We start from the raw sequence: 22,429 nt of genomic DNA on the forward strand, positions 1-22,429 counted from the left end.
TCGCGCCCTGCGGATACCTCGGAAACGATCTGGTGGTCAGGCAACCGGAAAGTGAGAGCGAGACCGCACATGGCTCAGTCAGCTGCCGTCCTCGACGAGCGCGCCCGCCCAGCCGATTCCCGTTTGCGGGTCGTCCTCCTTTTGGACGTCCAAGACGGCGAGCAACAGAACTTCCTCGCTGCGTACGAGAAGATGCGCTACCAGGTCTCGGCCGTCCCGGGGCACCTCACCGACCAGCTCTGCCAGTCCACGGACGATCCGTCGCGCTGGCTGATCACCAGCGAGTGGGAGGCCCCCGAGCCGTTCCTGGCGTGGCTGGACAGCCCGGAGCACATCGAGATGGTCAGGCCCATGAGCAAGTGCGTCCGGGACACCAGGTCGCTGCGTTTCACGGTGTTCAAGGAGACCTTCGGGACGAAGAGCGTCGACAGCGCCCTTCCCCCGCGGGCGAAGAACGGATCCGGGCGCCCCGCGGCGCTCGGCCCCGGACCGGACGGCATCATCCGGCACGCGCTCACCTTCACCGTGAAGCCGGGCACCGAGAAGACGGTCGCCGGCATCCTGGCCGGTTACAGCTCGCCGGCGGCCCAGGTCGACGAGACCACGCGGCTCGTGCGCACCTCGCTGTTCATGCGGGGCAACCTGGTGGTCCGTTCGGTGGAGGTGACCGGCGACCTGGTCGCCGCGCTGCGCCACGTCGCCGCGCAGCCCGAGGTGCGGGCCGTCGAGGAGGCCGTCAACCCCTACCTGGAGGAGGCCCGGGATCTGGACGATCCGCTGGCCGCCAGGGACTTCTTCATGCGGGCCGCGCTGCCCGCCGTGCGCCACAATGTGCGCAGCGGGAAATCCGGCGCGAAGGCGGGCAAGGAGCCGTCGCGCCACGCCTTCTTCTACCCCGTGCGGGCAGGGAGCGGCGAGGCGCTCGCGGAGTTCCTGGACCGCCAGGACCAGGCCGCTGTGGCCGACTCCGCGTCCCCGATCGTGCGCAGCACCGTCTTCCAGCGCGGCGACCGGGTCGTCCGGATGGTCGACATGACCGTGCCGGCGTCCGAGGATCCGGCCGCGGCGCTCGGCATCGCCGGCCCGCGGGCCGGCGCCGTGCTGGCCAGGTTGGTCCGGGCCGCGCCCGACCTGAGCGACCAGGACGGCCGCCTGTCGGCACTGGCGAGCTGGGAGCTGACCTCGGTCACCGACCGGCGCTCGCCGCAGGACTGACGCCGGCGCGCCAGGTGCGCCAGGTCGGCCAGGTCGGCCAGGTCGGCTGAGCCCGCCAAGCCGGCCCGGTGGGCCGGCTCGGCCGGCTCCGTCGTCCGGACATCCGGCGCGAGGGCTCTGGCCGTCGAGGCTTTGGCCGTCAGGACCTGGGTCGCGGCGATTTCGGTCGCCAGGACCCCGGTCGCCAGAACATTCGAGAACACCGCCAAGACCCGGGAACCCCCGGGCCCGTGAGCGCGCGAGCCCACCGGCCGCCGAGCTCACGGAAATGTCGCCAGAACCCACCCGGCGGACCGTCCGGGTGACCCGAAGCGTGAGGGGAAGACCGCTGTGACCGCGAACCTGCCTTGTGTCGTTGATGTCGCCGACGCTCCGTCGAACCGCCGCCGCGGCGGCGATCTGCGGGCCATGCTCACGCCCACCGCCGTCGGCGCCACCAGCGGCTTCATGGGACTGGCCCTGGTCCAGCCGGGGGAGCGGATCGGCGAGCACTACCACCCGTACTCCGAGGAGTTCGTCTTCGTCGTCTGCGGCGAGCTGGAGGTGGACCTGGACGGCGTGCCGCAGCCGCTGCGCGCCGACCAGGGGATCATGATCCCGATCGGCATGCGCCACCGCTTCCGCAACGTCGGCACCACCGAGGCCCGCCTGGTGTTCCACCTCGGGCCGCTGGCGCCGAGCCCGGAGCTCGGCCACGTGGACACCGAGGAGCCGCCCCGGGCGCAGGGCTCGCCGGAGCCGGCGGGAGCCGTCCGATGACCCGTCGGGCGGCGGTGACCGGGATCGGCGTGGTGGCGCCCGGCGGGACCGGCGTCCCGGCGTTCTGGGACCTGCTCTCGGCGGGCCGGACGGCCACCCGCGGCATCACCTTCTTCGATCCGGAGGGCTTCCGCTCCCGCATCGCCGCCGAATGCGATTTCGATCCCGTCGCCAGCGGCCTGAGCGCCGAGGAGATCGAGCGCAACGACCGCTACATCCAGTTCGCGCTGGCGGCCGCCGACGAGGCGGTCCGCGACAGCGGCCTGGACCTGGCCGCGGGCGATCCGTGGCGGCTCGCGGTCTCGCTGGGGACCGCCGTCGGCGCCACCACCCGGCTGGAACACGACTACGTCGCGGTCAGCGCCGGCGGCCGGTCCTGGGACGTCGACCACCGGAAGGCCGAGACGCACCTGGAACGCGCGTTCACCCCGGCCACCCTGGCCTCGGCCGTGGCCGAGCGTTTCGGCGCCGCCGGGTCCGTCCAGACCGTCTCCACCGGCTGCACCTCCGGCCTGGACGCGGTCGGCTACGCCGCGCTGGCGATCGAGGAGGGGCGCGCCGACGTCGCGATCGCAGGGGCCTGCGACTCCCCGATCTCGCCGATCACCGTCGCCTGCTTCGACGCCATCAAGGCGACCTCGGCGCGCAACGACGACCCGGCGCACGCGTCCCGGCCGTTCGACGCGAGCCGGGACGGCTTCGTGCTCGGCGAGGGCGGCGCGGTGCTGATCCTGGAGGAGCTGGAGCAGGCCCGCCGCCGCGGTGCGCGCATCTATGCGGTGCTCGGCGGGTTCGCCACCTTCGGCAACGCGTACCACATGACCGGCCTCACCCAGGAGGGTGTGGAGATGTCCCAGGCGATCGACCGGGCGCTGGACCACGCGCGGGTCGACGCGTCAGACGTGGACTACGTCAACGCGCACGGCTCGGGCACCAAGCAGAACGACCGCCACGAGACGGCCGCGGTCAAGCGCTCCCTGGGCGAGCACGCGTACCGGACCCCGATGAGCTCCATCAAGTCGATGGTCGGCCACTCGCTCGGCGCGATCGGCGCGATCGAGCTCGCGGCGTGCAGCCTGGCGCTGCACCACGGCGTCGTCCCGCCGACCGCCAACTACAGCGACCCCGATCCGGAGTGCGACCTGGACTACGTCCCGAACACCGCACGCGAACTCCCGCTGCGCCATGTGCTGTCCGTGGGCAGCGGTTTCGGCGGCTTCCAGTCGGCCGTCGTGCTCAGCCGGGAGGAGGCCGCGTTATGACCGGGTCGAAGACCGGCCGACGGGCCGCGGTGACGGGAATCGGTGTCGTGGCCCCCAACGGGGTCGGCACCGACGGGTTCTGGAAGGCGACGGCCGAGGGCACCTCCGTGCTCGCGCCGATCGACCGGGACGGCTGTGACGGGTACCCGCTGCGGATAGCGGGCCTGATCAAGGGTTTCGACGCGGCGCAGTTCGTCGAGGAGCGAGTGCTGGTCGCGACCGACCGCTTCACCCACTACGCCCTGGCCGCCGCGGGCCTGGCCCTGGCCGACTCCGGGGTGCCGGTCGACGCGGACGCCGACCCGTTCGGCGTCGGCGTGGTCACCGCGGCCGGCTCCGGCGGAGGCGAGTTCGGCCAGCGCGAGCTCCAGCAGCTGTGGGGTCGGGGCCCTCATCATGTCGGGCCGTACCAGTCGATCGCCTGGTTCTATGCGGCGAGCACCGGACAGATCTCCATCCGCGGCGGCTTCAAGGGCCCCTGCGGCGTGGTGGCCAGCGACGAGCCCGGCGGACTGGACGCGCTCGCGCACGGCGCGCGGGACGTGCTCCGGGGCACCAGCGCGGTCGTGGTCGGCGCCGCCGAGGCCCCCATCGCCCCGTATTCGATGGTGTGCCAGCTCGGCTATCCGGAGCTGAGCACCGGTACCGAGGCCGGAGCCGCGTATCTGCCCTTCACCAAGCAGGCCGCCGGATTCGTCCCCGCCGAGGGCGGCGCGTTCTTCGTCGTCGAGGACGAGGCGACCGCGCGGGCCCGCGGTGCGGAGATCAGGGCTTTGATCGCCGGTCACGCGGCCACGTTCACCGGCGCGTCCCGGTGGGCCGACTCGCGGGACGGACTCGCGTACGCCATCCGCGCGGCGCTCGCCGAGGCGGAATGCGCGCCGCAGGAGGTGGACGTCGTCTTCGCCGACGCGCTCGCCGTCCCGGAGGCCGACCGGGCTGAGGCCCTGGCGCTGGCCGACGTGTTGGGCGCGCACGCCGCCCGCGTGCCGGTGACCGCTCCCAAGGCCGGGACCGGCCGCGCCTCCTGCGGGGCCTCGGCACTCGACACGGCAGCCGCCGCGCTGGCCCTGGAGAAGGGCCTGATCCCGCCGACCCCGAACGTCACCGGCTGTGCTTACGACCTCGACCTGGTCACCGGACTCGCCCGGGTCGGCACGCCACGCACGGCGCTGGTGCTGAGCCGGGGCCTGATGGGCTCGAACTCCGCGCTGGTCCTGCGGCGCGGCTCAGAGTCCTGACAAACCGGACACTCTCGCAGTCTCCACAACCATCGCAATCCCCATGACCCTCGCAATCCCCACAACCGTCCCGGCAGGGACCCGAAAAAGGAGCTATGCGGTGACTGTCGAACTGACCTCCACCGATCTGGCCGGCTTGCTGAAGCAGAAGGCCGGGATCACCGTCGACCCGCTCGACCTGGACCGGCCGGGCGCCACGTTCGAGGACTTCGGCGTGGACTCGCTCGGGCTGCTCGCCGTCGTCGGGGAGCTGGAGAACCGCCACGGCCTGTCGATGACGGCGGCCGAGTCCGCGAAGTCCTCCTCCGAATTCCTCCAGACCGTCAACCTCTCCTTGAAGAAAGGCGCCTGAAATGCCCGGACACACTGAGAACACCGTCGTCATCAACGCTCCGCTGGACCTGGTGTGGCAGGTCACCAACGACCTGGAGAACTGGCCCACGTTGTTCAGCGAGTACGCGTCCGTGGAGGTGCTGGACCGCACCGGTGAGCTCACGCGCTTCCGGCTGACGATGCACCCGGACGAGAACGGCCAGGTCTGGAGCTGGGTCTCCGAACGCGAGACCGACCGCGAGGGCCGGTGCGTCACGGCCCGCCGGGTCGAGCCCGGACCGTTCGAGTTCATGGACATCCGGTGGGAGTACAGCGAGGTCCCCGGAGGCACCAGCATGCGCTGGATCCAGGACTTCGCGATGAAGCCCACCGCGCCGGTCGACGACGCGGGCATGACCCAGCGGATCAACCACAACTCCCGGATCCAGATGGACCTGATCCGGGAGAAGGTTGAGAAGCGCGCGACGGAGGAGTGAAGGCTGTGCACCGCACTCTCATCGTCGCCCGGATGAAGCCGGGCTCGGCCGACGGCATCGCCGGCATCTTCGCCGACTCAGACCGGGGCGAACTACCGCACCTGATCGGGGTCCGCGGACGCAGCCTGTTCCAGTTCGGCGACGTGTACCTGCACCTGATCGAGTCCGAGCAGCCGGCCGGACCGCAGGTGGCCCGGCACACCGGGCATCCGGAGTTCCGCGCCGTCAGCGACCGGCTCGCCGCGTTCGTCGATGCGTACGACCCGGACACCTGGCGCGAGCCGAAGGACGCGATGGCCCGTGAGTTCTATCGCTGGGACAGTGCCGGTTCCGGCTGAATCGACTGATCGCCACCGCGTTTTCGCGTGGGAGGAGGACTGGCCATGACCGCCGTCGACGGTTCGCGGGACACACGTGTGCCGCATTGGGTGCGGTGCGAGGGCTGCGCCGGACTGCTCTATGCGAAGCGGTTCGTCAGGATGCTGAAGGTCTGCCCGGAGTGTGCGCGGCACGGTCGGCTGACCGCGCCCGAGCGGCTGGACCAGCTGCTCGATCCGGGCTCGGCCGAACTCATCCTCGGCGGCCGCACCCTGCATGATCCGCTGGAGTTCGTCGACAGCCGGCCGTATCCGGACCGGCTGCGCGACGCCCGGGCAGACACCGGGCTGTCCGAGGCCGTGGTGTGCGCCAGCGGCCTGATCGAGGGGCTGCCGGTCGTGGTCGCGGCCATGGACTTCCGGTTCCTCGGCGGCAGTCTCGGCTGCGCGGTCGGGGACATGATCACCGAGGCGGTGGCGACCAGCCTGTCCCGGCGGATCCCGCTGCTGGTGGTGACCGCGTCCGGCGGGGCCAGGATGCAGGAGGGCGTGCTGTCGCTGATGCAGATGGCGAAGACCGCCCAGGCGTTCGCGGCGCTGGACGAGGCCGGGATCCTGACGATCTCGCTGATCACCGATCCGACGTACGGCGGGGTCGCGGCCTCGTTCGCGACGCTGGCCGACGTCATCTTCGCCGAGCCCGGGGCGCGGATGGGGTTCGCCGGACCGCGGGTGATCGAGCAGACGACCGGTGAAACCCTTCCGGAGGGCTTCCAGACCGCCGAATTCCTGCTGCGGCACGGGATGGTGGACGACGTCGTGCCCCGGGCGGCGCTGCGGCCGGCGCTGGCCCGGCTGCTGAGCCTGCGCCGATCGGAGCGGAGCATGCCCGCCGACACCGGTGCCGGTGAAGCGGTCTTCCGGACGGCCGAGCAGCTGACGGAGCGCGGCCCCTGGGAGACCGTGCGCCTGGCCAGGCACCCGGATCGCCCGACCACACCCGACTACATCCGCCACGTCGTCGACGACTTCCAGGAGCTGCACGGCGACCGCCTGGCCGAGGACTGCCCGGCCATCGTCGGCGGGACCGGCCTGGTGGCCGGGATCCCGGTGATGCTGATCGGGCACCACAAGGGCGGTCCCGACCTCACCGAGCGGCGGCGACGGCGCTTCGGCATGGCCACGCCGGCCGGATACCGCAAGGCCGCCCGGCTGATGCGGATGGCCGCCAAGCTCGGGCTGCCGGTCATCACGCTCATCGACACCCCGGGAGCGAATCCGGGTCCTGATGCCGAGCGCGCCGGGCAGGCCGTCGCCATCGCCGAGAACCTGCGGCTGATGGCCCGGCTGCCGGTGCCGATCATCGCGGTGCTGATCGGCGAGGGCGGCAGCGGCGGGGCGCTGGCGCTGGCCGTCGCCGACCGGGTTCTGGTCAGCGCCAACGGGATCTACTCGGTGATCAGCCCGGAGGGCTGCGCGGCGATCCTGTGGAAGGCGCCGGAGGCGGCGACGACGGCGGCCGCCGCGCTGCGGATGCGGGCCGGCGACCTGCTCCGGCTCGGCATCGTCGACGGCGTCGTCCCCGAACCGCCGGACGGCGCGCACTTGGACTGCGCCGCGGCGGCCGTCCTGCTGGAGAACGCGCTGAAGGCCACCCTTCAGGAGCTCGTCCCCTGGGACTCGCGGCAGCTCATCGCCCAACGCAGAAACCGTTTCCACAGCTTCGGGACCGAACAGCCCGAGCAGATGGGACCCGAGGAAAGGAGTGACTCGTGACCACCGATCTCAAGGGTGAGTACGCGAAGAACGGCGGCGTGCGGCGTCATGCGACGGGGGTGATGCGGCCCGCGGTGGTCACGGCGGCCGGTCTGGAGGCCGACCTGGAGGCGATGTGCCACCACGTCGCCGAGCTCGCCCGGACGCGGCCGGAGGCGCCGAGCCGGATCCGGGTGGAGCATCTGGGGACCGCCCTGGAGATCGAGTGGCCGTCGGCGGCCGAGAAGGTCGCGGCGGCGATGGCGGTCGGTGCGGGTTCGGGCCATGTGTGGACCGGCGCGGGGCCGGGTTCGGGGGTGGCTGCCGGCTCGCCTGTGGCGGGAGCGGTCGTGCCGCATGGCGGTCCGCCGATCGCCGACGACGGGCTGCACCTGGTGTGCGCACCGATGATCGGCACGTTCTACCACTCGCCCGAGCCCGGTACGCCGTCGTTCGTGTCCGTCGGCGACACCGTCGTGCCCGGCCAGCAGATCGGGATCCTCGAGGTGATGAAGATGATGAGTCCGGTCGAGGCGACCATCGCCGGGACCGTGCGGGAGATCCTCGCGCCCGACGGCGGCTCGGTGGAGTTCCAGCAGCCGCTGCTGGCCCTGGAACCGGTCGGCGGACGCTGACATGTTCCGCACCGTGCTGATCGCCAACCGGGGCGAGATCGCTTTGCGGGTGGCCCGGACCTGCCGGGAACTGGGCATCCGCACCGTGGCCGTGCACTCCACCGCGGACCGGGAGTCCGCGGTGGTCCGGTTCGCGGACGAGGCGGTCCACATCGGGCCGCCCTCGGCGAAGGCCAGCTACCTGCACATGCCGTCGGTGATGGAGGCGGCCCTGCGCACCGGCGCCGACGCGATCCACCCGGGCTACGGGTTCCTCTCCGAGGACCCGGACTTCGCAGAGGTCTGCGAGGCGCACGGCGTCACGTTCATCGGCCCGCCGCCGCACGTCATCGAGAAGCTCGGGGACAAGGCGGAGGCCCGCCGCCTGATGGCCGAGGCCGGGCTGCCGGTCCTGCCGGGCTCCATCGGGGCGGTGAACGGACTGGCCGAGGCGCGCAAGGTGGCCGACCAGATCGGATACCCGTTGCTCCTCAAAGCGGTGGCCGGCGGCGGAGGCCGGGGCATCGCCGTGGTGCGGGCCGCCGACGAGCTGGCACAGGCCTATCGCGAGACCTGCGCCCACGCGCGCGCCGTCTTCGGCGACGACCGGCTGTACGTCGAGCGCTTCGTCGAGGACGCCCGCCACATCGAGGTGCAGGTGCTGTGCGACCGCCACGGCGGCGCGGTCCATCTCGGCGAGCGGGACTGCTCCGTCCAGCGCAGGTACCAGAAGCTGATCGAGGAGGCGCCGGCGCCGAACCTGCCCGACGAGCTCCGCACCCGGATGTGCGAGGCCGCCGTGCGCGGGGCACTGGCCGTCGGGTACGTGGGTGCGGCGACGTTCGAGTTCGTGGTGTCCGGCGACGGCTCCTTCCACCTTATGGAGGTCAACTGTCGCCTCCAGGTGGAGCACCCGGTGACCGAGATGAGCACGGGGATCGACTTGGTACGCGAGCAACTGCTCATCGCGGCCGGGCTCCCACTGAGCTTCCGGCAGGAAGACCTCGCGCCGAGGGGCTGGTCGATCGAGAGCCGGGTGAACGCCGAGGATCCCGACCGCGACTTCGCCCCGACCCCCGGCCTGCTGACCGAGTTCATGCCGCCCGGCGGCCCCTTCGTCCGCGTCGACTCGCACGCCTACCCCGGCTGGCTGATGGGCCCGGACTACGACTCGCTGTTGGCCAAGACCGTCGTCTGGGCCCCCGATCGCGAGCAGGCCATCGCCCGCATGGACCGCGCCCTCGGCGAGTTCCGCGTCGAGGGCCACGGACTGCGCACGACGATCGGGTTCCTGCGCGAGATCCTCGCCCATCCCTCGCATCGGGCGGGGGAGCACACGACCGGGTTCGTCGGGGCGATGACGGCAGAACGGCAGGGTGCTGCGATGGCCGAGGCGGGTGAGGGGTAGGGCGCGCTCAGCCCCGCGCCTCGGCGTCCAGCACCGTCCGGATCAGCGCCGCCCGGCTCGACACCCCGAGCTTGCGGTAGATCTGGCCGAGGTGGGCGTCGACGGTCCGCCGGCTCAGGAACAGGGTCTCGGCGATCTGCCCGCTCGTGACGCCGGTGCTGGCCAGGGCGGCGATCTCGCGTTCGCGCGCGGTGAGGCCGGCGAGGGCGTCGAAGGGTTCGCGCTCGGCCGGTTTCTCGGCCAGGCGGGTGCGCTGGCGGGCCGTCTCGCCGACCAGCAGGGTCGCCTCGCACTGTTCGGCCAGAGCCGTGGCTCGTTCGAGCCATTCCTGGGCCTGCTTGTGGTTGCCCAGTGCGGAGGACAGAGAGGCCGCCGACGACAGGGTCCGGCAGACCTCGATGCGCTCGCCGCTCGCGGTGAAGTCCTCGATCGCCTGCTGGGCGCTGCTGAGGGCGGCTTTGAGGTCGTCGTGCATCGTCTGCGCCCGCATGCGGGCGCGCGAGGCGAAGGCCCGGCTGCTGGGGGAGGGGATGCGCTCGAGTGAGGCTTCGGCCAGTCCGGCCCAGCGGTCGGCCGCCTCGCGGTCGTTCTCGTACATGGCGACCTCGGCCATGGTGTCGCAGGACCTTGTTTTGCGTGCGGCTATCAGGTGCGACAGGTCCGGGCCGCCGGCCGCTTCCAGCAGGAGCCGTCCGGCGCGCGACGGGTCGCCGGCTTGCAGGACGATCTCGGCGCGGCGGCAGCGGACCACGACCGCCCACACGGTGGAGCTGCCCTCGGCCCAGGACGCGGCCTTGTCGGCCCAGGCCAGCGCCTGCTGCGGCGCGTCGCTGACGCCGGTCCACAGCAGCGCGGCGGCCCGGATGATCGCCAGGATCGCCTTGGTCGCCGGGTTCTCGGCGCTCTCGACGTACAGGTCGGCCTCGTCGAGGGTGACCAGGGCCCGCTTCATGCTGCCGGCGCGGGACTGGGTGTCCGCCAGGGATTTCAGGATCATCGGCAGGACGTAGGTCTGTCCGCTGCGCCGCGACAGCGCCGCGCCCCGGACCAGATGCCGTTCGGCGTCGGCCAGCCGGGACATCATCGATTCGCTGAGGCCGAGTTGGTAGACCGCTTCGAGGTTCTTCAACAGTGCGGCGTCCGAGGCGGCGTCGACGAGTTCGGCGGCCTGCGTCAGGGCGGTCTCGGCCGCGTTCAGGTCGTCGCAGGACAGGTACGCGAGCGCGGCCTGGGCCTTGGCCAGTGCTTCGCCGACCGGGTCGAGGCTGCCGTGCGCCAGTGCGGCGGCGGTGTCAGCATGCTGCTGTGCTCGCGCGTAGTCGCCTTGGTCCAGCGCGTTGTCGGCCTGCATGCTGTGCAGCGCGGCTGCTGCCGAGTCGTCGCCGGGGGCGGCGGCCAGGCCCGATCGCAGGATGGCCGAGGACTCCGACAGCCGTCCGAGTTGGCGCTCGAGACGGCCGGCGACGGCCACCGCGGTGAGGTCGCCGGTCGGCGGGTCCACGATGGCCGGGAGCGTGTGCAGCAGACTGCGGCCTTCGGAGGCCTGGCCGGTCAGCAGGCGCGCGCGGGCGAGCAGGATCTGCACCTCGCGCCATGCCGGGGAGTCTTCCCGCAGATGCGGCAGCACGGTTTGGAGGTAGCGCGCCGCGTCGGCGGGGGCGGTGTGGATGGACAGCCGTGCCGCCGCGATCAGGGTGGCCGTGTGCTCCGGGCGGCTGGGGTCGGCGGCGTGGGTGAGGTGGTAGGCGCGCCGGGCGATCGGGGCGGCCTGGCTGGACAGAACACTCTCGGCGCGCAGGTGGATGGCGATGCGCGAGCCGGGCTCGATGCGCCGGTAGACGACCTCGCCGACGGCGGGGTGGCGTATCGCGAATCGGGCGATGGTGCCGGTGGGCCGGACGATGTCCAGGCGGGTCAGCGAGTCCAGGGCGTCCAGGGCCTCGGCGGCCGCGAGACCCGCGACGGCCGCGATCAGCTGCGGGTGGGCCGGCTCGCCCAGGACGGCCAGGGCCTGAACCGTGGCCAGCGCGATCGGGTCCAGGTCGGCCAGCTCGCCGACGACGGCGCGCGCGGCGTCGGTGTGCGGGTCGCCGTCGGCACTCAGGATCCTGAGGTACTGCGGATTGCCGCCGGCCGCCTGGTGCACGGCGTCCAGGTTCGGCAGGTCGCCGACGAGTTCGCGGGCCTCGTCCCGGGTCAGCGGGCCCAGCTCCCAGACGTCGAGCAGGTCCGCCGCCACGGCCCGGGAGACGGCGGCGGCCACCGCCGGGGCGAGCTGGCGGCGGCGGAAGGCGAGCAGGAGCAGCATCGGGGCGTCGGCCGCGGTGCGGATGAGGCCTTCCAGGGCCGGCAGGTGGCGGGGGTCGATGCGGTGCAGCTCGTCCGCGGCGACGACCACGGCGTCGCCCGGCTTGGCGGCGGGGCCCGGCTGCGGGGTGCCGGCCGCGATGGCGTCGCAGAACGCCGGGCCCAGGACGTGGACCTTGGCCGCGCGGGCCCGGGCGGCGAGGTGGGTGACCAGCGTGCTCTTCCCGATGCCCGGCTCCCCGGCCAGGGCGATCGCCCGGCCACGGCCCGACCGCAGCTGGGCCAGGGCGCTGTCCAAAGCGCTGACCTCAGCCGTCCTGCCGACCACCGTCCGTGGGCGGTCAGCGGTGCCGTGATCTCGGGCTGTGGGCATGGGGCCTCCTGGAACGATCTACGGCAAATCTAGTCCACCGATCCGCCGTCACGATATGTCAGAAGTCTTAGTGAAACGGTCGGCGCCGGAGCTGGGTTCACCAGCGGCAGGCCCATACCGGGCCGAGGGCGCCGAGGGCGTTATCAGAGCTCTGCGCACAACTACCTAGGTCGAAACCGTGGCGAGGTCCAGTAGTTGTACCGATGCGCCGCCGATCAATCCGCACTTCACTGGGTCTGCGCGGTCGCCCGGTGCGGCGTCGGCTCCACGAATCCCCACACCTTCCTGCCCCGCTCGGTGCCCTGACGTCCGCCGGCGCCCGTCCGATCCGGCCCCGAGGAGTCTGACATGCCCGTCTACGAAGTCCACGACACATTCGCATACGCAGTGCACCGCCACCCCGGAGGCGTGGCGGTGTGATGACCATGACAGCGGACGCCGACCGAGCGGCCACCCCGACCGCGGGCACCCCCGCGATCACCGATCCCGACCAGGCCCGCTGGCTCCGCGACCAGAACCGGCGCACCGGCGGCCTCAGGCTGTTCTGCCTCCCGCACGCCGGCACCGGCGCCTCGGCCTTCCGCGGCTGGCCCGAACTACTGGGGCCGGGCATCCAGGTGACCGCCGTCCAACTCCCGGGCCGCGAGGACCGCATCCGGGACCCGGCGCACGACAGCCTGGACGACCTGCTCGCCGAGCTGGTCCCGGTCCTGGCTCGGGCCGTGGACGACGACGACGGCCCCTACGCCCTGTTCGGCCACGGCATGGGCGCACTGATCGCCTTCGAGGCGGCCCGCCGCCTGGTGGCCCAAGGCGCCCCGGCACCGCAGCACCTGTTCGCCTCCGCCCACGGCGCGCCCCACGCGCCGTACCGGGAGCGGCGCGTCAGCGGCCTGCCGGAGCCGGAGTTCAAGCGCGCGATGCTGAAACTGAGCGGCATCCGCGAGGAGGCGGTGAAGGAGGTCGCCTTCATCAGCCTGCTGCTGCCGACCCTGCGCGCGGACTTCCGCCTGTGCGAGACCTACGAGTACGTCGACGGCGCACCACTGCCCTGCCGCCTGACCGTCCTGTCGGGCGCCGACGACGACGTCCCCCCACTGGACCTGGCCCTGTGGCGCGAGCTGCACACCGGACCGTTCCGCATCCGCGTCATCGACGGCGGCCGGCACTTCGTGATGCGGGAGCGGCAGCAGGTCGCCGAGGTGGTGCGGGCGGGGTTGGCGGGGGAGTTCTGAGTTCTGAGGCCTGAGGCCTGAGGCCTGAGGGATGGAGGGCTGGCCTGCTGGCTTTCAGCGGGCCAGCCTTCGGGTCTCGCCGGCGCGACCATCGACCCACGCATATGTCAGGCGCGCAAGGACTGCCGGCTGGCTTTCGGCCACTGACAAGGCGGCGACTGCTTGTCCGGCGGCCGCGAACCGCTACTCGACCTCGGCGAGAATCGCCGCCAGGGTCTCGACCGCGGCGTCGGCGTCCGGTCCCTCGGCGTGCACGGTCACCGTGCCGCCGGCGGTGGCGCCGAGGCTCATCACCGTCAGGACGCCGGTGGGGTTCACCGTTTTGGCGCCGTACTCGAGGCGGATGGCGCTGGTGAACTTCGCCGCCTCTTGGGCCAGGCGGCCTGCGGGGCGGGCGTGCAGGGTCGCGGGGAGGGTCACTTGCGCCGACACGCTGCTGCCTTCAGCCCCGCTGGTCGGCTGCGGTCCGGCTTCCGGCGCCTCCAGCTTCGCGATGCCGCGTGCCTGGCGTGCCGCCTCCGCCACGGTGGCGAGGTCGGCGCCGGAGGCGGCGGTGACGGCGGCGGCTACCGCGCCCTCGACGAAGGGGGCGTCCACCAGCAGGACGTCGGGGCGGGGGTGGTCCTCCAGGACGGTCAGGGCGGTCAGGACCGAGCTGCCCAGGTCGGGCAGGATGATCACGCCCGCGCCCCGGTCGGCCTCCGTGATGGCCTCGGCGATGCGGTCGTAGCTCGTGCCCAGTCCGCCGTCGGCGGTGCCGCCGGCCAGTGCCACCGGGACCCGGTCCGTGGCGATCTGCGCCAGGAGTTCGCGCAGGCCCGCCGCCAGCTGAGCGCTGTGGGATACGAGTACGATGCCGGGGGACTGGTTCATGAACGGTGATACTAAATCTCGGAACTTTGTTCAGCAATACCGAAATGCGAGGGTCCAGGGATGGTGCAGTCGGTGCAGCGTGCGGTGCGCGTTCTGCGGGAGCTCGCCGCCGGGGGCCCGCGGCTGGGCGTGACCGAGTTGGCCGAGCGGGTCGGCGTCGCCAAGCCGACCGTGCACGCCCTGCTGCGGACGCTGGAGGGCGAGGGGCTGGTGGTCCAGGACTCCGAGACCGGCCGGTACCAGCTGGGCCCGGGGTTGCTGCTGCTGGGCAACGCCTATCTGGACACCCAGGAATTGCGGGCGCGGTCGCTGAGCTGGGCCGACACCCTGGCCACCAGGGCCGATGAGGCCGTGTGGGTGGCGGTGCTGACCGGGGACCATGTCTTCGTCGTGCACCACGCGTTCCGGCCCGAGGGCGTCGTGCAGATCCTCGAGGTCGGCGCCAGCATCCCGTGGAGCACCTGCGCGCTGGGCAAGGCGATCGTCGCGTTCCTGCCCCCTGACCAGCGCAAATCCCTGCTCGAAGGCGACCTGCCGGCGCTGACCGGCTCCAGCATCACCGATCCGGAGGCGCTGGCCCGGCAGCTGGACGAGGTCGGGCGGACCGGGCACGCCCTGGAGAACCAGGAGTCGGCCCTCGGCGATGCCGGGATCGCCGCACCGGTCTTCGACCGCAACGGCGTGGCCGGCGCGATCGGCGTCATCGGCCCGGTCGAGCGGGTTCTGGACGACAGCGCACGTCAGGGCCACATCGTCGCCGTCCGCGAGGTCGCCCGGCAGATCTCGCGGGAGCTCGGCGCGGGCCGCGGGGCCTCGCGGACCGCGCGTCCCTGACCGGTCGCGCCCGCCCTTGACACCGCCATCGGCCGGGACTAGCTTCCGAACATCGTTCAGTGATGACGAACACAAGTCGATCGCGTTAATCCTCGCCCGCGCCAGGCCGGCCCGCGGCGGCTGTATCGCCGGACAGGCCGCCGGGGCGACACTCGGTGCATGGGTGATCCCTCTGAAGGAGTCGCGGCATGAAGAAGCTGATCAACGCTCCAGAATCCGTCCTGAGCGACGCCCTCGCCGGGGTCGCGGCAGCCCATCCGGATCTGCACGTGGACGCACAAGCCCGCGTCATCACCCGGGCCGGCGGGCCCTCGGTCGGGAAGGTCGCGCTGATCTCCGGTGGCGGTTCCGGCCATGAGCCCCTGCATGGCGGATTCGTCGGCCCGGGGATGTTGCATGCCGCGTGTCCGGGGGAGGTGTTCACCTCGCCGGTGCCGGATCAGATGGTGGCGGCGGCGCAGGCGGTGAACGGCGGTGCCGGGGTGGTGTTCATCGTGAAGAACTACACCGGTGATGTCATGAACTTCCAGATGGCTGCGGAGTTGGCTGCCGATGACGGTATCGAGGTGGCGACGGTTCTGGTCGATGACGATGTCGCGGTGAAGGACTCGACGTGGACGGCCGGTCGTCGCGGTACTGGTGCGACGGTGTTCGTGGAGAAGATCGCCGGGGCTTTTGCCGAGCAGGGTGCGGGCCTGGGCGAGGTTGCCGAGTTGGGTCGTCGGGTGAATGCGGCCTCGCGCAGTTTCGCGGTGGCGTTGACTGCGTGTACGACGCCTGCGGCGGGTAAGCCCGGCTTCGAGTTGGCCGAGGATGAGATGGAGGTCGGTGTCGGTATCCACGGCGAGCCCGGCCGCAGCCGGGAGAAGCTGGAGCCGGCCTCGGCGATCGTGGCCCGTTCCCTGGACGCCATCTTCGCCGATCAGCCGTTGACCGCCGGTGACGAGACCATCGTGATGGTCAACGGCCTTGGCGGCACCCCGCTCATCGAGCTGTACATCGCCTACGCCGAAGTCGCCAAGTACTTCGCGGACAAGGGCGTCCGCATCGCCCGCAACCTCGTCGGGAACTACATCACCAGCCTGGAGATGGCCGGCGTCTCGCTGACCGTGTGCAAGGCCGACGAGCAGATGCTTGCCTTGTGGGACGCGCCGGTGAACACCCCCGCCCTGCGCTGGGGCGCCTGAGGACGAAGGAGCCGACTATGGACATCCACCTGACCCGGGCCTGGGTGCGGGCAGTAGCCGCGGCGATGGATGAGCACAAAGACCACCTGACGCAGCTGGACTCGGCCATCGGCGACGCCGACCACGGCGTGAACATGCAGCGCGGCTTCACGGCGGTCCTGGCGGCGCTGGACGGCTACGAGGCGGCCGGCGTCGGCGACGTGCTCGTCAAGACCGGCACGACGCTGATCTCCAACGTCGGCGGCGCCGCCGGCCCGCTCTACGGCACCTTCTTCCGCGCCACCGGCAAGCAGCTCACCGGCCCGACCGCCGACGCCGAGCAGCTGGCCGCCGCCTTCGACGCCGGACTGGCCGGCGTGCAGAAGCTCGGCGCCGCCGTGCCCGGCGACAAGACCATGGTCGACGCCCTCGTCCCGGCGCTGGCCGCGTTCGGTGAGGCGGCGCGCGCCGGGGAGGGCGAGGCCGCGGCGGCCGAGAAGGCCGCGAAGGCCGCCGAGACCGGCATGCAGGACACGATCCCCTTGCAGGCCCGTAAGGGACGCGCGTCCTACCTCGGAGCCCGCAGCGTCGGGCACCAGGATCCCGGCGCCACCTCCACCGCGTTGGTCCTCCGAGCCCTCGCGGAGGTGCTCCAGTCGTGACGCGGTCGACCTACGTCGGACACCTGGCTTCCGCCGGCACGGCTCTGGGCCTGCTGCACCACACGGATCTGCCGCCGGTCGCGCCGCCCGGTCCGGGCCCGGGCGAGCCCCCGGCGCCGGACTCGGCCGTGGCCGCGGGTGCGGGTGCGGCCTCGGACCCTGCTCCGGACCCTGCCTCGCCCTCGGCCCCAGCCCCGGACCCGGTCGCAGAGGTCACCGAAGCCTTCGACGCGGTGGCCGAGCAGCTGGCCGGGCTCTCGCAGACGCTGCGCGCCTCCGGGCAGACCGACATGGCCGACATCGTCGAGGTCGACGGCTACATCGCGCTGGACGGCGAGCTGCGCGGCGCGGCCGTGCAGCAGGTGCGCGCCGGCCGGTCCGCGCCGGACGCCGTCGTCCTGGCCGTCCACGAGTACGCCGCGCTGCTCGCGAACCTGGACGACCCGACGCTGGCCGAACGCGCGGCCGACGTGCGCCAGGTCGGCCGCCGAGTCCTGGCCCACGTCGCCGGGGCGAAGTCGGCCGTCCCCGAGGGCCCGGTGGTGCTGGCCGCGCAGGAGATCGGCGCCGCGGACCTGCTGGAGTACGGCGATCTGGTCGTCGCCGCGGTCTCGGCGATCGGCGGCCCCAACTCCCACGCCTCGATCATCGCGCGCTCGCTGGGCATCCCGCTGATCCTGGGCATCGACGCGGAAGTCCTGAACCATCCGGACGGCACCGAGGTCCTCATCGACGCCGAACGCTCGACGCTCACAGTGAATCCCGAGCCGGGGGAGCGGACGGCGGCCGTCGCGGCGATGGACGCGGCGCGCCGGCGGCGCGAGGTCCTGGCGGCCGAGCGCGACCTGCCGTCGCAGACCCTTGACGGCCAGGCGGTCGCGCTGTGCGCGAACGTCGCCACGTCGGTCGAGACCAAGGCCGCGAACACCGCGAAGGCCGACGGCGTCGGGCTGCTGCGGACCGAGCTGCCGTTCCTGGACGCGCGTTCCTGGCCCACGGCCGAGCAGCACGCCGCGGTGCTGCGGCCGATCCTCGGCAAGCTGGCCGGGCAGCCGGTGACCGTGCGCATGCTGGACTTCGCCGACGACAAGTTCCCGCCGTTCCTGGCCGACCAGGCCGTGGACGGGCACCTGGGCCGGGGCCTGCCGCACATGCTCGCCGAGCCGCACGCGTTCGCGGATCAGTTCCGTGCGATCCTCGCCGCCGGGGAGGCGTGCGATCTGCGTGTCATGATCCCCATGGTGGCCACCGTCGAGGAACTCGCGGCCTGCGCGAGGATTCTGGCCGACGTCGCCGCGGAGCTGGACGTGGCGCCGCCGCCGATCGGCGCGATGATCGAGCTGCCCGAAGCCGTCGAGATCGCGGACGAACTGGCGGCGGCCGGTGCCTTCTTCTCCATCGGCAGCAACGACCTGACCAGCCAGATCCTGGGGCTGGACCGGCGCGATCCGGCGGTGTCCCCGGCGCTGGCCGCGCACCCGCGCGTCCTCGACGCCATCGCCCGCACCGTGCAGGCCGCGCACCGGCGGGACATCCGGGTATCAGTGTGCGGCGATGCCGCGGCCCATCCCCTCGTCATCCCCCTCTTGCTCGGCCTGGGCTGCGACGTGCTGTCGGTGGCCCCCGCCGCGCTGGACGAGACGCGGGTCCGCGTCCGCCGCCTGGACGCGCAGATCTGTGCCGATGTCGCCGCCGAGGCACTGGCCTGCGAGACGCTGGAGGGCGTGCAGCGGTTGGTACGCCGGCGCTGCTGGCCGGCCATGCCCTGAAGCCGGAACCGCCATGCAGTACCCGAGAGGATGTCCATGACGTCGAAGCACCCTGATCCCGATCCGGCCCCGATGGCGGCCTTCGGGCTGGGCCTGGCTGCCGTGGGGCGCCCCGGGTACATCAACCTCGGCCGCGAGGACGACCTGCCGGCCGACCGCTCGGTCGAGGCGATGCGTACTCGCGCGCACGCGGTGCTCGACGCGGCCTACGCGGCCGGGATCCGCTACTTCGACGCCGCTCGCTCCTACGGCCGCGCCGAGGAGTTCCTCGGCGAATGGCTGAATGCGCACCCTGACATCGACGACGTGGCCGTGGGCAGCAAGTGGGGCTACACGTACACCGCCGACTGGCGCGTCGACGCGCCGGTGCACGAGGTGAAGGACCACAGCATCGCGGTGTTCAGCCGGCAGATCGCCGAGACCCGGTCGCTGCTGGGCGATCGGCTGAACCTGTACCAGATCCACTCGGTCACCCCCGACAGTCAGGCTCTGACCGATCAGGGCCTGCACCGCCGGCTGGCCGCCTTGGCCGCGCAGGGCGTGCGGATCGGCTTGTCGACCAGCGGGCCGCGGCAGGCCGAGGCCATCCGGGCGGCGCTGCGGATCACGATCGGCGGCAGCCGCCTGTTCGAGTGCGTCCAGGCCACCTACAACCTGCTGGAGACGTCGGTCGGACCGGCGCTGGCCGAGGCCCACGAGGCCGGATGGACGGTCATCGTCAAGGAGGGGCTGGCCAACGGCCGGCTGACCGACGCCCATCTGACGGAGCAGAAGCAGGACGACTCGGCGCTGTCGGAGGTCGCGAAGACGTTGTCGGCCGGCGCCGATGCCGTCGCGCTCGCGGCGATCGCGGCCCGGCCCTGGGTCGACGTCGTGCTGTCGGGCGCCGCGACCGTGGCCCAGGTGGAGAGCAACCTGACCGCCGCGGATCTGCGCTTGGCGCCCGATCAGCTCGACCGACTCGCCGCGCTGGCGATGCCGCCGGAGGAGTACTGGACTCAGCGTTCTCAGATGGCGTGGAGCTGAGCGCGTGCCGGAGCTTCGCTACGACTGCGGTGGGTCGTCTGCCGGAAGGTAGGTACCGAGGGTCTTGGCTTTGGCGATGCCGAACTCCTCGGGCGTCAACATGCCTCGCATGAACAGCTCCGCCAACTGGCGGAGCTGTTCGGCGAGGTTCGGCTCGGCGAGGGAATCACGGGCCCTGAGCACCATGTCCCGGAACAACGACGCCTCCGCCTTGTCGAGGTCGTTGACCTTCAACGGATTGCCAGGGCCGTCGTGCGGCGGCACTCCGCCGGCGATCACCAGGCTGATTCCCGCGAACATGGGCCCTTTTTCCAGGGCCACACCCACTATCGCCTCAAGCGGGTACCGGGTCTCGCCGGCACCCGAGGCGGCACTCGACTTGTGCGTGATGACCACGTCTCGGCCGTCGAAGGCCAGCGAGCCGTCCATGCCCTTGATGCGGCTGGTGCCGGGCGGCAGCGGATCGTTCCTGCCCATGATGTTCCCCTCCACCTGTCGTGGTGGGGACGTTACAGGGTCCTGCCTTCCGCGGCGGACTGCCGGGCCTGCTCTAGAACGGTGAGCGTGGCCAGCGCGTCGCGGGGATCGACGGGAGCCGGTGCACCGTCCCGCAGCGCCGCGACGACGCCCGCGTAGAAAGCGGGGTAGTCGCCGGGCAGCGACGGGTACCGGTGCGCGTCCGCGGTCGTGCCGAGCAGGCCCCACTCGCTCTCGGCCGGCTCGCCCCAGCCGGGGCCGGGGCGCTCGCCGGCTCGCAGTGCCGCCTCCTGGGGGTCCAGGCCCTGGACCACGTACGCACCCTGATTGCCGAGGACGCGCAGACGGGGGCCGAGTTGGGCGGTCACGGCGCTCATCCACAGATGCGAGTGGACGCCGGAGGCGTGGGTCAGCGCGATGAAGGCGTCGTCGTCGACCGCGGCGCCGGGGCGGCGGACGACGACCTCGGCGTAGACGCCGGTGGCCGGGCCGAACAGGGTCAGGGCCTGGTCGACCAGATGGCTGCCCAGGTCGTTCAGGACGCCGCCGGCCTTCGCCGGGTCGGCGGACTCGCGCCAGCCGGTGGCGATCTGCGGGCGCCAGCGCTCGAACCGCGACTCGAAGCGGAGCACGTCGCCGAGCTTCCCCTCGGCGATCAGGTGCTTCGCGGTCCGGAAATCGCTGTCCCAGCGCCGGTTCTGGAACACCGTCAGCATCACGCCGCGCGCCTCGGCGAGCTCGATCAGCTCGCGGGCCTCGGCGGCGGTGGGCGCCAGCGGCTTGTCGACCACGACCGGCAGGCCGGCCTCCAGCGCGGCGCGCGCGGTCGGGCTGTGCGTGTCGTTGGGGGAGGCCACGACGACCAGGTCCAGCGCCGAGGGGTCGGCGAGCAGCTGCTCGACGCTGTCGACGGGGCGGGCCTGCGGGTACTCGCGGCTCAGCTGCCCGCGCCGCTCCGGGTTGGCGGTCACCACGTTCTCCAGCCGCAGGCCGGGTGTGGTGGCGATGAGAGGCGCGTGGAAGGAACGCCCGGCCAGTCCGTAACCGACGAGGCCGACGCGCAGCGGGTTCTCGGGAGCGCTCATGGGACCGAGTTAAGCAACACTGTTGGCAAAGCGCAAAACGAGGTCGCACAATGGGACGCATGGAGCGACGGCAGGCCGGGACCAACCTCACGGGGTTGCGGGACCACAACACCGCCTTGGTGCTGGGCCTGCTCCGCGCCGCCGGCAGCGAAGCCGGGACCGGGCCCGGGGCCGGGGCCGAGGGCGGGGCCGAGGGCGGCAGCCGCGTCCAGCTCGCCGCCCAGACCGGCCTCACCCCGCAGGCGATCAGCAAGATCACCGCCCGGCTGCTGGCCGAGGGCCTGATCGAGGAGGTGGGGCGCAGCGCTTCGACCGGCGGCAAGCCGCGCACGCTGCTGGCCCTGCGCCCCGAGGCCGGCTGTGCCGTCGGCGTGGAGCTGGACCGGCGCAGCGGCACGATCCTGCTCGTGGACTTGGCCGGGCGGACGCTGGCGCGGCGGTCCCTGCCGTTCGGGCTGGACGGCGGGCAGCCCGAGCGGGTGGCCGGCGAACTCGCCGAGCGGGTGCGCGGCGTCCTCGCCGCGGCTCCGCGGGGGGCCCGGATCCTCGGCGTCGGCATCGGCTGCCGCGGGCCGCTCGATCACCAGACCGGGGTGCTGCACCGTCCTGCCGGGCTGCCGGCCTGGGACGGATTCCCGTTGCGGGACCTCATGGACGCGCTGCTGGACGTGCCGACCGTGCTGCTCGACAAGGACACCAACACCGCCGCGCTGGCCGCCCCGGCCCCCGGCAGCACCGCGTACCTGCACCTCGCCGACGGCCTCGGCGCCGGAATGCTGCTCAACGGCGCGCTCTACCGTGGCGCGCGGACCAACGCCGGGGAGTTCGGCCACCAGATCGTCCAGCCCGGCGGGCCGGTCTGCACCTGCGGCGCGCGAGGCTGCCTGGAGGCGCTGTGCCTGGCCGCGCTCGCCGAGGACGATCCGCGGACGGCGGCGCGCTGGCTCGGCCTGGGTGCGGCGAACCTCGTCCGGTTGCTCGACATCGACCGGATTCTCCTTGGCGGGCACCGGATCTTCGCCGCCCCGGACGTCTATCTGCGCACGGTCGTCGACCAGATCGCCGAGCACCTGCCTGATCCGGCCTGGCAGAACGTGCAGGTGTCGCTGACCCCCGTCGGAAAGGACGCGGTCGCGGCCGGCGCGGCGCAGCTTGTCCTGGACACCATGTTCGCGATGCCCGCGATGCCCGCGACGCAAATCAGCCCCCTGTCACAGGTGGCAGAGGGCTGATCGGCAGGTT

The 22,429-nt window shown here is 72.4% G+C and carries 21 protein-coding genes; 17 read left to right on the forward strand and 4 right to left on the reverse strand.

Annotation, left to right across the window (positions count from 1 at the left end; all coding sequences use genetic code 11):
- The first annotated feature begins 69 nt into the window (after positions 1-69).
- The 10 genes from ABIA35_RS25890 (at position 70) to ABIA35_RS25935 (ending at position 9,380) form a co-directional block, all read left to right on the forward strand.
- Positions 70-1,215 (forward strand): SchA/CurD-like domain-containing protein, encoded by a 1,146-nt coding sequence (locus tag ABIA35_RS25890; protein ID WP_370343564.1) that lies wholly within the window; start codon positions 70-72, stop codon positions 1,213-1,215.
- Positions 1,216-1,545: 330 nt separating this feature from the next.
- Positions 1,546-1,974 (forward strand): cupin domain-containing protein, encoded by a 429-nt coding sequence (locus ABIA35_RS25895; RefSeq protein WP_370343566.1) that lies wholly within the window; start codon positions 1,546-1,548, stop codon positions 1,972-1,974.
- Positions 1,971-3,236 carry a beta-ketoacyl synthase gene (locus ABIA35_RS25900; protein ID WP_370343568.1) on the forward strand — a complete coding sequence of 422 codons (1,266 nt, stop codon included), beginning with the start codon at positions 1,971-1,973 and terminating at the stop codon, positions 3,234-3,236. The genes ABIA35_RS25895 and ABIA35_RS25900 overlap by 4 nt, the downstream gene beginning before the upstream one ends.
- Positions 3,233-4,477, forward strand: a complete 1,245-nt coding sequence (locus tag ABIA35_RS25905) for a beta-ketoacyl synthase N-terminal-like domain-containing protein (protein ID WP_370359619.1) — start codon at positions 3,233-3,235, stop codon at positions 4,475-4,477. The genes ABIA35_RS25900 and ABIA35_RS25905 overlap by 4 nt, the downstream gene beginning before the upstream one ends.
- 100 nt (positions 4,478-4,577) lie before the next feature.
- The gene (locus ABIA35_RS25910; RefSeq protein WP_370343570.1) at positions 4,578-4,829 is read left to right on the forward strand and encodes an acyl carrier protein; all 252 of its coding nucleotides are present in this window, start codon (positions 4,578-4,580) and stop codon (positions 4,827-4,829) included.
- Between the two features lies 1 nt (position 4,830).
- Entirely contained in the window at positions 4,831-5,286 is a 456-nt protein-coding gene (locus ABIA35_RS25915; RefSeq protein ID WP_370359621.1) for an SRPBCC family protein, read from the forward strand.
- A 5-nt stretch (positions 5,287-5,291) separates the two neighbouring features.
- The gene (locus tag ABIA35_RS25920) at positions 5,292-5,624 is read left to right on the forward strand and encodes a TcmI family type II polyketide cyclase (RefSeq protein WP_370343573.1); all 333 of its coding nucleotides are present in this window, start codon (positions 5,292-5,294) and stop codon (positions 5,622-5,624) included.
- Positions 5,625-5,669: 45 nt separating this feature from the next.
- A complete protein-coding gene (gene accA, locus ABIA35_RS25925) occupies positions 5,670-7,379 on the forward strand; it encodes an acetyl-CoA carboxylase carboxyl transferase subunit alpha (RefSeq protein WP_370359623.1) in 1,710 nt (569 codons plus the stop codon).
- Positions 7,376-7,993 carry an acetyl-CoA carboxylase biotin carboxyl carrier protein subunit gene (locus ABIA35_RS25930; protein WP_370343575.1) on the forward strand — a complete coding sequence of 206 codons (618 nt, stop codon included), beginning with the start codon at positions 7,376-7,378 and terminating at the stop codon, positions 7,991-7,993. The genes accA and ABIA35_RS25930 overlap by 4 nt, the downstream gene beginning before the upstream one ends.
- Position 7,994: 1 nt before the next feature.
- Positions 7,995-9,380, forward strand: a complete 1,386-nt coding sequence (locus tag ABIA35_RS25935) for an acetyl/propionyl/methylcrotonyl-CoA carboxylase subunit alpha (protein WP_370359624.1) — start codon at positions 7,995-7,997, stop codon at positions 9,378-9,380.
- Positions 9,381-9,387: 7 nt separating this feature from the next.
- Here ABIA35_RS25935 and ABIA35_RS25940 read toward each other — a convergent pair whose 3' ends face one another.
- Positions 9,388-12,060 carry a LuxR C-terminal-related transcriptional regulator gene (locus tag ABIA35_RS25940; protein ID WP_370359626.1) on the reverse strand — a complete coding sequence of 891 codons (2,673 nt, stop codon included), beginning with the start codon at positions 12,058-12,060 and terminating at the stop codon, positions 9,388-9,390.
- Between the two features lie 419 nt (positions 12,061-12,479).
- On the opposite strand from ABIA35_RS25940, the gene ABIA35_RS25945 reads away from it, so the two are divergent.
- Positions 12,480-13,295 (forward strand): thioesterase II family protein, encoded by an 816-nt coding sequence (locus ABIA35_RS25945; protein ID WP_370343579.1) that lies wholly within the window; start codon positions 12,480-12,482, stop codon positions 13,293-13,295.
- 183 nt (positions 13,296-13,478) lie between these two features.
- Here the strand turns inward: ABIA35_RS25945 and dhaM are convergent, their stop codons facing one another.
- Positions 13,479-14,168, reverse strand: a complete 690-nt coding sequence (dhaM, locus tag ABIA35_RS25950) for a dihydroxyacetone kinase phosphoryl donor subunit DhaM (RefSeq protein WP_370359627.1) — start codon at positions 14,166-14,168, stop codon at positions 13,479-13,481.
- 60 nt (positions 14,169-14,228) lie between these two features.
- On the opposite strand from dhaM, the gene ABIA35_RS25955 reads away from it, so the two are divergent.
- The 5 genes from ABIA35_RS25955 to ABIA35_RS25975 all read left to right on the forward strand — a co-directional run bounded on the left by ABIA35_RS25955 (position 14,229) and on the right by ABIA35_RS25975 (position 19,625).
- Positions 14,229-15,002: an IclR family transcriptional regulator gene (locus ABIA35_RS25955; protein ID WP_370343581.1), complete on the forward strand. Its 774-nt coding sequence runs from the start codon at positions 14,229-14,231 to the stop codon at positions 15,000-15,002.
- A 188-nt stretch (positions 15,003-15,190) separates the two neighbouring features.
- Positions 15,191-16,189 carry a dihydroxyacetone kinase subunit DhaK gene (gene dhaK / locus ABIA35_RS25960; protein ID WP_370343582.1) on the forward strand — a complete coding sequence of 333 codons (999 nt, stop codon included), beginning with the start codon at positions 15,191-15,193 and terminating at the stop codon, positions 16,187-16,189.
- Between the two features lie 17 nt (positions 16,190-16,206).
- Positions 16,207-16,830: a dihydroxyacetone kinase subunit DhaL gene (dhaL, locus tag ABIA35_RS25965; RefSeq protein ID WP_370343583.1), complete on the forward strand. Its 624-nt coding sequence runs from the start codon at positions 16,207-16,209 to the stop codon at positions 16,828-16,830.
- Entirely contained in the window at positions 16,827-18,599 is a 1,773-nt protein-coding gene (locus ABIA35_RS25970) for a putative PEP-binding protein (protein WP_370359628.1), read from the forward strand. The genes dhaL and ABIA35_RS25970 overlap by 4 nt, the downstream gene beginning before the upstream one ends.
- A 36-nt stretch (positions 18,600-18,635) precedes the next feature.
- Positions 18,636-19,625, forward strand: a complete 990-nt coding sequence (locus ABIA35_RS25975) for an aldo/keto reductase (protein ID WP_370359630.1) — start codon at positions 18,636-18,638, stop codon at positions 19,623-19,625.
- An 18-nt stretch (positions 19,626-19,643) separates the two neighbouring features.
- Here ABIA35_RS25975 and ABIA35_RS25980 read toward each other — a convergent pair whose 3' ends face one another.
- Together ABIA35_RS25980 and ABIA35_RS25985 are read right to left on the reverse strand one after the other, a co-directional pair.
- Entirely contained in the window at positions 19,644-20,117 is a 474-nt protein-coding gene (locus tag ABIA35_RS25980) for a hypothetical protein (RefSeq protein WP_370359632.1), read from the reverse strand.
- A 17-nt stretch (positions 20,118-20,134) separates the two neighbouring features.
- The gene (locus tag ABIA35_RS25985; protein WP_370359633.1) at positions 20,135-21,187 is read right to left on the reverse strand and encodes a Gfo/Idh/MocA family oxidoreductase; all 1,053 of its coding nucleotides are present in this window, start codon (positions 21,185-21,187) and stop codon (positions 20,135-20,137) included.
- 59 nt (positions 21,188-21,246) lie between these two features.
- Here ABIA35_RS25985 and ABIA35_RS25990 point away from each other — a divergent pair, with 59 nt between their 5' ends.
- Positions 21,247-22,419, forward strand: coding sequence for an ROK family protein (locus tag ABIA35_RS25990; RefSeq protein WP_370359634.1), 1,173 nt, complete (start codon positions 21,247-21,249; stop codon positions 22,417-22,419).
- Positions 22,420-22,429 lie beyond the last annotated feature (10 nt).

The organism is Catenulispora sp. MAP12-49 (genome assembly GCF_041262705.1).
Classification (GTDB): Bacteria; Actinomycetota; Actinomycetes; order Streptomycetales; family Catenulisporaceae; genus Catenulispora.

Bases quoted from the DNA above. Each gene is read 5' to 3' on its own strand.
- ABIA35_RS25940 (WP_370359626.1), bottom strand. From the start codon at position 12,060: ATGCCCACAGCCCGAGATCACGGCACCGCTGACCGCCCACGGACGGTG.
- ABIA35_RS25890 (WP_370343564.1), top strand. From the start codon at position 70: ATGGCTCAGTCAGCTGCCGTCCTCGACGAGCGCGCCCGCCCAGCCGAT.
- ABIA35_RS25985 (WP_370359633.1), bottom strand. From the start codon at position 21,187: ATGAGCGCTCCCGAGAACCCGCTGCGCGTCGGCCTCGTCGGTTACGGA.
- dhaK (WP_370343582.1), top strand. From the start codon at position 15,191: ATGAAGAAGCTGATCAACGCTCCAGAATCCGTCCTGAGCGACGCCCTC.
- ABIA35_RS25975 (WP_370359630.1), top strand. From the start codon at position 18,636: ATGACGTCGAAGCACCCTGATCCCGATCCGGCCCCGATGGCGGCCTTC.
- dhaL (WP_370343583.1), top strand. From the start codon at position 16,207: ATGGACATCCACCTGACCCGGGCCTGGGTGCGGGCAGTAGCCGCGGCG.
- ABIA35_RS25990 (WP_370359634.1), top strand. From the start codon at position 21,247: ATGGAGCGACGGCAGGCCGGGACCAACCTCACGGGGTTGCGGGACCAC.
- ABIA35_RS25905 (WP_370359619.1), top strand. From the start codon at position 3,233: ATGACCGGGTCGAAGACCGGCCGACGGGCCGCGGTGACGGGAATCGGT.
- dhaM (WP_370359627.1), bottom strand. From the start codon at position 14,168: ATGAACCAGTCCCCCGGCATCGTACTCGTATCCCACAGCGCTCAGCTG.
- ABIA35_RS25900 (WP_370343568.1), top strand. From the start codon at position 1,971: ATGACCCGTCGGGCGGCGGTGACCGGGATCGGCGTGGTGGCGCCCGGC.
- ABIA35_RS25945 (WP_370343579.1), top strand. From the start codon at position 12,480: ATGACCATGACAGCGGACGCCGACCGAGCGGCCACCCCGACCGCGGGC.
- ABIA35_RS25955 (WP_370343581.1), top strand. From the start codon at position 14,229: ATGGTGCAGTCGGTGCAGCGTGCGGTGCGCGTTCTGCGGGAGCTCGCC.
- ABIA35_RS25935 (WP_370359624.1), top strand. From the start codon at position 7,995: ATGTTCCGCACCGTGCTGATCGCCAACCGGGGCGAGATCGCTTTGCGG.
- ABIA35_RS25915 (WP_370359621.1), top strand. From the start codon at position 4,831: ATGCCCGGACACACTGAGAACACCGTCGTCATCAACGCTCCGCTGGAC.
- accA (WP_370359623.1), top strand. From the start codon at position 5,670: ATGACCGCCGTCGACGGTTCGCGGGACACACGTGTGCCGCATTGGGTG.